9 protein-coding genes and 2 tRNA genes are annotated in these 12,247 nt (G+C 59.8%); 2 read left to right on the plus strand and 9 right to left on the minus strand.

From position 1 onward, the window contains the following. The first annotated feature begins 50 nt into the window (after positions 1–50). Positions 51–127 (plus strand) — tRNA-Met (locus tag J7394_RS07675). A 504-nt stretch (positions 128–631) separates the two neighbouring features. Beyond that, a tRNA-Ser gene (locus J7394_RS07680) sits at positions 632–721 on the plus strand. A gap of 34 nt (positions 722–755) precedes the next feature. Here the strand turns inward: J7394_RS07680 and J7394_RS07685 are convergent. From J7394_RS07685 to J7394_RS07725, 9 genes are all read right to left on the minus strand, one after another. Continuing rightward, the gene (locus tag J7394_RS07685; RefSeq protein ID WP_209252090.1) at positions 756–3,941 is read right to left on the minus strand and encodes an AAA family ATPase; all 3,186 of its coding nucleotides are present in this window, start codon (positions 3,939–3,941) and stop codon (positions 756–758) included. Between the two features lie 146 nt (positions 3,942–4,087). Further along, on the minus strand, positions 4,088–4,891 hold the full coding sequence (locus J7394_RS07690) for a hypothetical protein (RefSeq protein ID WP_209252092.1): 804 nt from the start codon (positions 4,889–4,891) through the stop codon (positions 4,088–4,090). Positions 4,892–5,008: 117 nt separating this feature from the next. After that, positions 5,009–5,902, minus strand: a complete 894-nt coding sequence (locus tag J7394_RS07695) for an RDD family protein (RefSeq protein WP_209252095.1) — start codon at positions 5,900–5,902, stop codon at positions 5,009–5,011. Continuing rightward, positions 5,899–6,894, minus strand: coding sequence for a stage II sporulation protein M (locus J7394_RS07700; protein ID WP_209252098.1), 996 nt, complete (start codon positions 6,892–6,894; stop codon positions 5,899–5,901). Before J7394_RS07700 ends, J7394_RS07695 begins: the two co-directional genes overlap by 4 nt. Further along, entirely contained in the window at positions 6,894–8,138 is a 1,245-nt protein-coding gene (locus J7394_RS07705) for a DUF58 domain-containing protein (RefSeq protein WP_371811986.1), read from the minus strand. Before J7394_RS07705 ends, J7394_RS07700 begins: the two co-directional genes overlap by 1 nt. A gap of 35 nt (positions 8,139–8,173) precedes the next feature. Beyond that, complete coding sequence (locus J7394_RS07710; RefSeq protein ID WP_209252101.1) at positions 8,174–9,130, minus strand: MoxR family ATPase; 957 nt, start codon at positions 9,128–9,130, stop codon at positions 8,174–8,176. Continuing rightward, on the minus strand, positions 9,120–10,430 hold the full coding sequence (locus J7394_RS07715) for a hypothetical protein (RefSeq protein WP_209252104.1): 1,311 nt from the start codon (positions 10,428–10,430) through the stop codon (positions 9,120–9,122). The genes J7394_RS07710 and J7394_RS07715 overlap by 11 nt, the downstream gene beginning before the upstream one ends. Beyond that, positions 10,427–11,074, minus strand: coding sequence for a DUF4129 domain-containing protein (locus J7394_RS07720; RefSeq protein WP_209252106.1), 648 nt, complete (start codon positions 11,072–11,074; stop codon positions 10,427–10,429). Before J7394_RS07720 ends, J7394_RS07715 begins: the two co-directional genes overlap by 4 nt. 197 nt (positions 11,075–11,271) lie before the next feature. Then, positions 11,272–12,159, minus strand: coding sequence for a MurR/RpiR family transcriptional regulator (locus tag J7394_RS07725; protein ID WP_170379200.1), 888 nt, complete (start codon positions 12,157–12,159; stop codon positions 11,272–11,274). Between the last annotated feature and the right edge of the window lie 88 nt (positions 12,160–12,247).

A 12,247-nucleotide genomic window follows, 5' to 3' on the forward strand; every position in this document is an offset into this window, starting at 1 on the left:
CAACAATCGGTCTCAAGTAGCCGAATAGGCGGTAGACCAAACCAAAGTGTCGCGGGATGGAGCAGCCCGGTAGCTCGTCAGGCTCATAACCTGAAGGTCGTAGGTTCAAATCCTACTCCCGCAACCAGTGCTAGAAAATCCAAACAGCCCGCTCAGACTTCAATTGATCCACTGGATCAATCGCTAAACATTGCCACCTCGTCAGGCTCACAACCTCAAGGTCGGACGTTCAATTCCTAACCCCGAAACCAAACACAATACCAAATAGCTTAAACGCCGCCTCCGGGCGGTGTTCCTATTTGCGCCATCCCCTCTGAAAGCACCGTGGAAGCAATCGGAGTCCAATTGGGCCAGTGGCAACGCTTAAGATAGCTTCGCTATTCTGGCTGCATGCTACCACCGCCGCGTGACCCATAGTCTTAGAGCTGTGCTACATGCAACCGTTTCGCCCAAAAGCTTCAATCCTATTGTTGTTTCGTCATGATCGTGAACAGTACTGCGCAGGTTGAATGTGTCCGTGCTCGTAGCCAAACAACGCTTTTTCAATGGTTTCACGTGGGCCTGCAAAAAATTTCAATCCCTGAAGAAATGGCCTTGTACTTCCATCGCTTGCACGGATATACCCGTCGGCGGAGACGTGGCCGAGTGGTCGAAGGCGCTCCCCTGCTAAGGGAGTAGGCGGGAAACCGTCTCGAGGGTTCGAATCCCTTCGTCTCCGCCATTACCTCAAATTCTGGCGCTTTTCGACCAGATTGCTAGGCCAGCTCAGCCAGTGCCGTGTCGATCCGCGATAGCATCGGGGATTGGCCCGCGGTTTCAACGATGACGCGGGCTTTGCTCAGGTGTTGCACGGCCAATTGCTTCTTCTTGCGCGCTTTGTAGAGCAACCCAAGGATCATGTCGCAGCGGGCGATATAGTGCCCTTTCTCGTCGAATTGGGGGTTGCTGCGGACCTCGTCCAGCATCGCAACCAGTTTCCTTTCGCCAAAGAACAGCACCCAAAGGATCGAGCGGAAGTTCCGAAGAAAGACGCCAGCCGACGCTCCGCCCTCACCGGTCAGGATGGCAAGATACATTTCGCATAGGAACAGACGCGCCCAATCGGCTGACACTTTGGTGCCTTCGTCCGTGCGCTTTTGAACGGCGCGCTCGATCTGCCGCAGCCCGTCTGCGATGCGTCCCTTGAGGGCATAGGCAACCCCCAGCATCGTTGCCGGGCCCATGGTGAACAGGGTCCAGCCGTGTTCGTTGCAATTGTCGATATGGGCCTCGATGATCTCGATCGCGCCTGGTGTTTCCGTGGGCACCATGGCTGATACGCGGGCGGCCTCGGCGATGGCGCGCTCGAACTCGACTTTTGAAGCCTTGTGCGCCTCTTCCGCGATGGCCAGCGCCTTTTCGTGGTCATCGGCGACCATGGCGATCAGGGCTTTCATCGCCGTGCCATAGCCCAAAGCCCTTGGGTCGTTGGTCTTTTTGCCCAGTGCTATCATCTTGTCTGCGGTGGCGTGCGCGCGAGCGACGCGGCCGCGAGTCAGTTCGTTCCAACCGATGGTGGCGAGGTAGAAGTTCTGGATATAGGCGTCGTCGATCTTTTCCAGTTCGGCCTCGATCACGCGCGCTTTGGCTTCGAATTCGGCGTTTGAAATCGGCGAGAAATAGATCGACACCGAAAGCTCATTCACCATGGCATAGGCGCGAGAGGCCGGGTCGCCCAGACGTTCGGCCATGGCTGTCAGATCCTGTTGCACCCAGTGGGCCTCACGGTATTTGCCATTACAGACAAGGCAGGACACGTAGTGGTGCAGGAACAGAGCGTGATGAGAGCTGTCGCCCACCTGCTCCAGAATGGGACGCACGGACCCGGCAAGGTCAATGATCGTTTTGACTCTGAGTGATATGTTCGAACACAGCGCAAAGCTGGCCAGAAACGCGGCGAACTCGGTCTTTGAAGCGCAGTCCGGGTCGCTTTCGTATAGAGCATAGGCCGCCGTGTAGTAATTGTTGGCCTCATCCAGCGAATAGACACCCAGAGACTTGTCCCCGGCCATCGCCGTATACCGGAACGCTTTGTCGGTCTGGTCCGTTTGGCCGTAGTGATACGCCAACATTTCGGCCACTTCCTGCAGGCGGTTCGCGTTGCGCTGGACCAGACACTCGGCGACTTCTAGATGCAGACCCGCGCGGCGGGTGGCCACAAGACTCTGATACACCGCATCGCGCAATAGAACGTGCTTGAACACGTAGTCCGAGGAGTTTTCGTCGCGATACAACACGTCCTGAGCCTGAAGTCGCTGTAGGGCGTCACCGGTTTCAGCAGGGTCTTTGGCCAGTTGTGAGAGCAGACCCGGATCAAACCGCCGCCCAATGACGGCGGCGGCTTGCAGCAGGTCCCGATCCTCGGTCGACAGGCGATCAACGCGGGCGGTCAGCAGGTTCAGCATGCTGGCCGGCAGATCGGCCTGCGCCATGTCGATATCCAGATGCGCTTCGGCCGCGTCGACCCGAAGGCTGCCTTGTTCCAACAAGTAGGTCAGGATTTCTTCGCCAAACAGCGGATTGCCACCGGCACGTTCGGCCAGTTGCCTGTCCAGCCCCACAGGCAGAGTGGTTACGCCCAGCCGGTTGCGCGCCAGGTTGGCGAAATCCTCGGTCACCAGTGGTTTCAGTGCGATGGTCCGAACCTTGTCGTCGTCGCGCCACGCAGGTGTGTATTCCGGGCGGTGCGTCTGGATCAGCAGCAGGTTGGTCAGGTCCGACCGGTTGACGATGCCCTGCAGCAGCTCTTCCGAGGCGCTATCGATCCAGTGGCTGTCTTCGATGAACAGGATCACAGGCTGCTTGGCGCATCGCGCTTTCAGCAATTCCGGCAGCAATTCACGGGTGCGCAGGCCGATCAGAACACCGTCAAGCCCGTCCAATGCGTCCGGAGGGGGCGTCAGGCCAAGCAGGTTCATCAGCAGGCCCAGATTCTGCTGAGAAAAGCACTCCCAAGCCTTCAGGCCGGTCTCGATCTTGTAGGCGATGCGGGTCGGGTTGTCCTGATCCTTGATGCGGAACGCGGTTCGAACAATCTCGAGGATCGGCAGGAAAGGAACCTGCTGCCGATCCGCAAAACAATAGCCGGTCAGGACGTCAATCTGATCGCGCGGCAGGCGGTTGAGGAATTCGAACACAAGCCGGGTTTTGCCCAAGCCCGGCTCGGCCACCAGATCCACCACGGCAACACCGTTGCGCGCCTGCGCCAGCGCATCTGCCAATTGGGTCAGTTCGCTATCACGTCCGACATAAGTGCTGAGGCCGCGCGCGACCGAGGCATCGAACCGAGACGCTCCGGCGCGTACGGATTGCAGTTGCCACAGTTTCTGAGGGGCGGCGAGACCTTTGAGCTGATGCTCTCCGGCAAAGCGCAGCTCACTCACCCATTCGACCAGGCTGCGGGTCTTGTCGCAGATCAGCGTCCCCCCCGAGGGGGCCAGATTTTCGATCCGTGAAGCCATGTTGACCGTGCTGCCCACCGCCGTGGCAGGCCCGTCCGCGCCCTGCACGGCGGCCATCAGAACGGTGCCGGAACTGATGCCGACCCGCATCTGAGGGCGCACGCCAAAGCGGGCCTCGATCTTTTGGGCGGAGGCGTGGAACGCGTGATGGATAGCGTCGGCGGCGCGGCAGGCGCGCTCGGCCGGATCTTCAAGCGCGTCGGGGATGCCGAACAGCGCCATGATGCTGTCCCCGGCAAAATCGCGGACCGTGCCGCCATGCTGTGATACCGCACCCGAGAGGGTGTCGTAGACCAGACGCACAAACTCCAGCGCTTGTTCTTCGTCCAGTTTCGAGACGATCGACGTATAGCCCACCATATCCGCAAACAGGACCGAGACCTGACGCCGCTGCCCCAGATCGCCTTGTTCTTGTGTAGATATGACCCCGCCGTCCTGCATTACCACCGGAGTGATACAGCAGCAAAGCGTGCGCCGCCAGCCGTTGCGGACATGTTGGCGCGATTGGCCTGTCAAATGTACGCGAAAATGTCACGCAGAGACGTGCGGATGCCCGCAGCCCCGTAGTTGGGCTGCGGGTCGTGGGCTTACTTGAACACGTCCACCAAATCCGAAACGCTGACGCCTTCTTTGATCTCTTTCAAGCGGGCAAAGATCAGCGCGATGGTGATGCTGAGCCAACCATAGGCAATCGCGTTGAGTGCGGCCTCGAAGAAGGCCCATGGACCCAAAGATGCCGTTGGATCAGCAATTCCGGAGAACCCGAACGCAGCCGCGAAAACAAATGTGACTACCATGACGACCAGCACAATACATAGACCCATCAGGATCAGCGCGCCGATGATGGGCCAACGGTAGTTCTTGGTCAGAGTCGCGCTGCGTCCCATCGCGCCGAACCCGGCCCTGTCGATCACAATGGCCGGTACGATGACGGAAAACACGGCGTAGATCCAGATACCCGGCACGACCAGAAATACAAGGCCGATAAAATACAAGATCGTAGTCACGATCGACAAAACTGCAATGGCGGGCAGGTTGACGACAGCCGCCGAGAAATAGCTTCCAATGCGCGCAGCGCGCGCCAATTTTGCGTCATAGGCGAACTGTATTATCACGGCCGTGGTGACGGCATATGCGAGCAATGTGATCAGAGCCGACACGATCACGCCAGAATAGAAGGCGGTATTGTCAAAACCGGCGGTGCCAATGTCATCGAAAGATTGCCCCACCGTATAGTTGTTCACAATGACCTCGATCAGCGCCGGAATGAATCCCAGCAGAAGCACAAGGTGGATCTTTTTGAAAAAGATCGAAAACGTCTCGCCGACAATGGCGCCGACGCCAAGAGGCATGTGAGCCTCGGGGTATTCGGGGTTGCCTGTATCTGTCATCTTTTTATCCAAACCATTCTAATGTTCTGTCTCTGATAGAGCCTTGAGAACGGGTTCATCCTCAAGACGAGTTTCAGTTTTCTGCTTCTCGCTTGGGTAAATCTGCAACAGGCGTGGTTAGCCTTGCTTGTCTGCCTCGGCGTGGAATTTATCGGCGCGTTTGTCGCCGAACAACTGGCGCTGTTCCAGAAAAGCGCGTTGTGCTTTGTAGAAGGCCTTGAGAAAGGCAAGCTGGTCTTCGGGGCGGACCGCATCGGCATAGTCGATCTTGCGCCGGACCTGCTCGACAATTGCGGCCATGGTTTCCTTTTTCCGCTTGTGTGCCTCGGGCCCGGTCGAACGCGCTGCGCCGCGCAGAAACCCTTCGAGGGTCTGCAATTCGAACGCGCCGTAGTGTTCTAGTTGATGGGTCAGAAACTGGAACCGGGGCTGGGTGGCGGTGGCGGGTTTGATCGCTTTGGACATATCCGGGAGCAGGATCGGTTTGGGAAGGTGGATCACATAGGTGCCAGCGATAATGTCCCCCAGCCGTTGGCTGCGCTTGTTGAACACCGGCACCGCAATCACGCCCAGTATCCAGGCCAGCGAGATCAGAGACGGGATCAGAGCATCGGCAGTCAGGGTCAGAACCAGCGTACCGGGCAGAAAAATCTCGGCCTCTTTCATCAGGTTGCGCACGACGAGGGATTGCGTTGTCAGCGCTTGACCATCGGCTGAGACCACCTTGATCTTCATCATGCGCTTGCCGATGGTCTGGCCGTTCCACACCAACTCGGACGCAGCGTAGTAGGGGATGCGGATGATGAAGAACAACATCGCAGCAACGGCCACAAGCGCCTCGGGCGGGACAACGTCGATGGCCAGCAAAAGCAGGAAGAGCGCAATGGCACCCACCCCGGTGATCAGGATGTCGGCGAATTGGGCGGCCATGCGCACGCCCACACCCGCAACCCGGAAATAGAGTGGCACACCCTCGGGTGGCAGCAGACGGTCGAGCTTGGGTTGCGTCATGACCGTTTCCTTCCGCCCATGCAGAACCACAGCAACCACAGCGCGCCGATCCCCCAGCCGATGGCGATGCGCGTGGTGCGGTCCTGTACCAACTGCCGGCCGAAGCCTTCCAGCAGCGCGGCAACCACCAGCATCATCGCGGCGATCAGTGCAAGTTTGACGGCATCATGCCCGGCGTCCCGCAATGCCGCGCGGCGTGTGAGCTGGCCGGGGAACAGTACGGCAAGGCCCAGTTTCAACCCGCCCGCGCCTGCGATGCAGATCGCGGACAGCTCGGTCACGCCGTGGATCGACAGCCAGCCGAACAGGTCCCAGCCCAAGCCCCGATCAATGTGCAGCGCGTAAAACACGCCCAAAATGAGGCCGTTATAGAACAGCAAAAGAACCGTTGGCGCGCAGAGGAACGCCCCTAATCCGAACACAAAGATCGCGATGCGTGTGTTGTGCGAGAACAGGTAGGTGGCAAAAGCCCCCAGCCCGGACCCGTCCTCCTCTCCGTAGATGACCGAGCGCAGATAGTCCGTACTGGCGTCCGGCCCGCGCCCTCCGGCCAGTTCGGTGGGCATGAAGACAAAGAACCATTCGGGATTGTCGAAGTAGAAGAAATACCCGGCGATAGCGCCAGCCGCCATGCACAGAAACCCCAGAAGGGTGACGCGCCAGGAGGACCGCATCGCTTGCGGCCCACCGCTGGTCAGGAACTTACGGATGATCCCGCCCAGCCGTTGTTGCGGAGCATAGACACTCAGATAGGCGCGGCTTGTCAGCGCTTCGAGATATTCCAGCAACCCGCGGTCCAATGAGATTTCGCGCGCGATGGACAGGGACGTTGTGGCCTGCCGGTAGAGGTCGGCCAGATCGCGCGCCTCTTGAAAGCTCATGCGGTGCAGGCCCTGACCTTCGGCCTTGTCGACCAGATCGGACAAGCGTCTCCAGTCGCTTTCGCGTTCCTGCCGGAACCGGGCCGAGCGGATCAGATCAGCGTCAGACATCAGATCATCTCTCGCGCTTTGATTTCCAAATAGGTCGAGATCAGCCGCGCCGTGATCTCGCCCGGTTCGGCGTCAATCACGGTCACGCCGATCTGTTGCAGCCGTTCCAGCACGAGGTGACGTTCGCGCAGAAGCTGCCCGGTCGAGACGGTCTCGGCCACCTCATTCATGTCCTGCGGGGCCGTGTTGACCTGTGCTTCGAGGATCGGATCACGCAGGGTGACGAAAACGATAAGGTGCCGCTTGGCCAGCGCGTTGATGTTCTCGACCATCAACTCGGCCGAGGTGGTATCGACGAAATCCGAGAACACGATGATCAGGCTGCGTTTCGGGGTGCGCCCGTTCAGCTCGGTCATGGCGAGGGTGTGGTTGGTCTCGACGCTTTCATATTGCAGCTCGGCGGTGCGACTGCGTAGACGTGTGAACGCCGCGCGGCCCGGTTCGGGGGGCAGAAACATGCGTGGCTTGGCATCATAGGCGTAGAGCCCGACCAGATCGCCACCGATGGCGGCGGCCCAGGCGGTAGCCAGCGCGGCGGTAATCGCGTGGTCGATCTTGGGCAGGCCCGCAATCTCCTCGCGCATTTGGTAGCCATTGTCCAAGGCGATGATGACATGGTGATTGCGCTCGGCCCGGACCTCTTTGGCGACCAAAGACCGATGCCGCGCTGACCGCTTCCAGTCGATCGAGTTCGCATCCATGCCGGGGACGAAATCCCGCAATTGGTGAAACTCGGTACCCTCGCCAATGGCGCGGTTTTCCTTTACGCCGAAAAGGCGAGATTGAACCGTTGTCGAAATCTCACCTGATTGCACGCGGCGGATGTTGGGTACGACCGCTATCTCAAGACCAAAAGCGATTTTCGGGACGAATTCGAATAGTTTGAACCGGGACGACCAGCTGAGCCATAGATGCGAGAGACTCCATGTCCCCCGGCGAATGGCGCGAAACGGAACGCGCACCTGACCGCTGGACAGGTCGAATTTCGCTGGCCCTTCTATCCCTTCGGGCCAGTGTACCTGCCCGGTCATGCCCGAGGTCGCAGGAGTGACGGTCAAGGCGACCTCATCCTGTTCGCCAACGAAGATATCACCCAGCGGCTCTACCGAGACAGAACGGCGGCGCGGCCAGGACAGCAGCAGGTCACCTATGGCAAGCACGCACAGAACCACCCATGGCACTCCGGCCACGGTGCGGGTTGCATCGCCCATGACAACGGCGACCAGTGACAGTCCAAGCGCCACGCAGGCCGCCACCAGCAATATGCGCGAGGGACGGATCAGCGGGGGGCCTCGATCTGGTTGAGGATGTTCTCCAACACCTGCTGTGGCCCGCGCCCTTCGATTTCGGCGGCGGGAGACAGAACGATGCGATGTTGCAGTGCGTGGATGATCAGGGTTTTGACGTCATCAGGAATGGCAAAATCGCGCCCGTTCAAGGCTGCCGTTGCGCGGGTCGCCCCGGCGATGGCATCCGCAGCGCGGGTCGAGGCGCCAAAGGCGATATCCGCGCTTTCCCGTGTGGCGCGCACCAGACGCAGGATATAGGCCAGAATATCGTCATCCAGCACGATCTCATCAATCAACTTCCGGGCCGCTGCCATCGTTGGGGCATCCAGCAGAGGGCGCACAGTTTGCGTCGCACTCAAGGGGTCCAGAGGCGCATTGGCGTGCTGGCGCAGGATCGACAGTTCAACATCCTCGGGCGGGAAAGTCAGGTTCACCTTGAACAGGAAACGGTCCAGCTGCGCCTCGGGCAGCGGGTAGGTGCCTTGTTGTTCAATCGGGTTTTGGGTGGCGACAACGATGAACTCGGACCCTAGCGAATGGTCGGTGCCGTCGATGGTCACCATGCGTTCGTTCATCGCCTGCAGCAAGGCGGCTTGGGTCTTGGGCGGCGCGCGGTTGATCTCATCGGCCAGCAGGATCTGGCTGAAGACGGGGCCTTTGGTCAGAACAAACTCGCTGGTTTGGAAATTGTAGATCGAGGTGCCCAGAACGTCGCCGGGCATAAGGTCAGGCGTGAACTGAATGCGCCCGAACTCAAGGTTCAGTGCCCCTGCAAAGCTGCGCGCCAGCAGCGTCTTGGCGGTACCCGGAGGCCCTTCAAGCAGCACGTGACCGCGCGCAAACAGCGCCGTCAGCAGCAGATCAACCGCCTCTTCCTGGCCTTGCACAACTTTGCCGATCTCAGCCCTGAGGCTTTCGGCATGGGAAAACAATTCATCAAGCGTCATCGGCAAGTTGCTCCAGTATCAACTCAAATTGGTCCACATAGGGAATGGCATGTTCCGGCCCCAGATACGGGGGGAGGGCGCGGATGGATGCGATCAGATCTTCCAGTTTTGCGGTCAGGTCCGGTTTTCGGGCGCGAATATAGGTGAGGTACGCCTCCCCCGGTGTGCCGCGCAGGGCGTGCGAGGTGCCAAAGACCGATGCCGCGCGGGCGCGCAGGCGGGTGTCGATGAAGTCCGAAAGCAGCGCGCCGTCCTGGTCGGTCATCCGCATCAGCCGCGCACGGACCCGATTGGCGGTTCGTTTGCCTGACCCGAGACCCAACGACAGATCCGCAACCGGCCCGCTGCGCACCCCGCCGCGCCAGATCGCGAGGGCCAGCAGAAGCCCCGCGCCGATCCAGAGCGTCAGGAAGGGCGGTTCGAACAGGCGTTTCAGATCGTCCCAGGTGCGTTCGCGCGCGACATGCTGTTGCGGGTCGGTCAGCCAGTTGCGATCGCTATAGTCGATGATGATCCGCTTCTCGCCTGCGATCTCGGGCAGCACCTGCGCCGCGATCCGGGCGTTGTCGCCCAGAACCAGCCCATGGTTGTTCATCAAATCCGGGTCGGACAGAACATGGACCTTCTGCTGCTCACCATCGCCGGGCAGCGGGCAAAGACCGAGAACCATAGCGCCCTGACGGCCCACCAGCGGCTCGCAGCCTTGCCCGTCAAAGACCTGCGCCGCGTAGAGGCGGGCGGTCAGCGCATCGTCAGAGGCCACGTCAAAATCGGTGAACGGAACGCGGGCCGAGCGGATTTTGCCGACATCCGAGCCAACGATCCCATGCAACACGCCCTCGATCCCCTCTTCGGGGGACAACAGGATGGGATGCCCCAACCCGGTCAACCTCAGGCCCGAGCGCCATTTGGGCAAGATCACAAGGCTGGGGGTCGAGAGCGCCTTTTCGCGGATCACATCCAGAGTCTGATCGAACTCATCCGGTTGCAGTAGCAGTTCGTCTTTGGTCTGCGCGCGCGCCCGATCTTTGCCCGGCTGAGTGTCATAGATGGGCTGGATCAAAAGGCCGATGGTGCTGCGGTCCAGCGGCCAGCCTCCGGTAAAGGTTTGCGCGGTGTGGCCTTGATCGCGCAGCCACAGCTCTAGCCCGTCGAACCCAGTCGAGGAGTCGCGCAGCGCATATTGTCGACCGGCCATCACATAAAGGAATATGCCGATGCACAGTGCGCCGATGATGCCAAAGATGATCCAGTCGACCCGGACCCGCTCGGTTGCTGCAATATTGGCCGTATCGCTCATGCGCGAACCTCGCGCAGGATGGGGCGGATGCGCGCCAGCAGCGCGTTGAAGTCGGGGTCGCTGATGGAGCGATGGCCGAAATGCACCCGTTCACTTTCCAGCACCAGCGCGCGCAAGTCGGCGATGTACCAGAGGCTCTGCGGCAGGCTGCGCAGCGCCTCGCGATGGGTCCAGCTTCGCTTGAACAGAACCTCATTGGCCGTCAGGCAGCGGGTCAGGACCAGTTGCGCCAGCCCGACGACGGCCTGGTTGCGATCCTCCTGCCTCAGGATGGCGTCCAGATCGGGCAATTCCTCATACGTCTCGGGTGTGTCCACTGACGGCTTTCCGGCGCGCTTTGCGTTGCCTGCCCCCGACCCGAAAGAAACCGACGTGCGGCCAACGCTGAGGTACAGGATCCAGGCCAACAGGGCCAGAACCAGCGCCGAGACAATCCCCATCGTCCAGTTGGTATCAAGCGAGACGGTCTGAGACTCTTCGTCAGGTGTGGGTGAGAATTTGGTGTCCAGCGGAGGGGCCGGTTGGGTGGGATCGAAATACACCACATCCGTGTCGATCCCGCGATAGCGAACGGCCTTTAGATAGTCCTGTCCCGAAGGGCTAAGTTCAGTCGGCGAAAGCGCTTTTTCTTGCGCTGTCACCATTATGGGAGCGCAGAAAAGAAACGATAGAAATAAGGCCGTCAAAAAACGCATTGGGCTATCGTTAGTTCACTCTCGTCATGCATGCAATCGGCAGAATGCGCTTCGCGCATGGATTGACCATGGCGGGCACGCGACCCGTGTTTGTCGCGCCCATGTGGCGATTTCATGACAGGTTTTTAGAGCGGGGTCGGGTGTGACTATTCGGGCTCTTCCGCATAGAGGCCAAGCTCATGCCTGCGCTGGTGGAACCGCGCGACGCGATCGACAATCTCATCGCTGGAAACAGCGATCACGAAGGACAAAAGCGTCTCAAGCAATGCAATGGTCGATACTGACGAAGGGAAGAACTGCGGCGTGTCCGCAGACAGAACAAACCCGTGCTGCGCGTTCAGGATCACCGGACTGGCCGGGCTGTCCGAGATGCCAACGACCGTCATACCTTGCTGGCGCGCCAGCTTGATCGCCTCGATCACTTCGGTCCGATAGGGATGGCAGGTGATTGCGATCAGGACGTCCTGTTCGTCCGCCCAGGCCAGATCGTCCACAGGGGTCGAGCCGGACCGGGGGATGGCGTGAAACTGCTTCATGCCGGTCGAGGCGAGATAGGTGAAGTTGCGGGCGTTCGAATTGTTCACCCCGACACCAAGAGTAAAGATCTGGCGGCAGTTCCAGATATCCTCGGCGGCGGCCTGCAGTTGTTTGGCGTCGATCCTGGCAAAGGTCTCTTCGATATTGCGGATCGCCGCGCCGATCATATCGGCATAAAGCCCGCCCAGCTCACCGGACTTGCCGATATCCTGAAGCCACCGGGCGCGGTCAGGAAATGAGACCGATCCCTGTCGGATCGCCTGTCGGAACGGGGCGCGAAAATCCTCGTAGCCTTCAAAGCCGACTTGTCGGGCCATGCGGACAAAGGTGTTTGGTTTGACATTGGCAGCTTCGGCAATTTCACGCACGGTCGAAACGCCGACATCAGTGGGGTTCTCCAACACATAGCGCGCGGCCTTTTGGGCCTCGGGCGTCAGAGCCTCCCACTCCTCGGCCAGACGGTCGAGAACGATTGATGATACATTTGTGTCATTCATTGTTGACCGTGGTACACTTGTGAAATTAGCCTGTCGAGCAGATTCGCACACTGGGAGCAGCAAGCTGATCGAAAACGCCGGTATGTGG

The organism is Ruegeria sp. R13_0, from assembly GCF_017743995.1.
Lineage (GTDB): Bacteria > Pseudomonadota > Alphaproteobacteria > Rhodobacterales > Rhodobacteraceae > Ruegeria.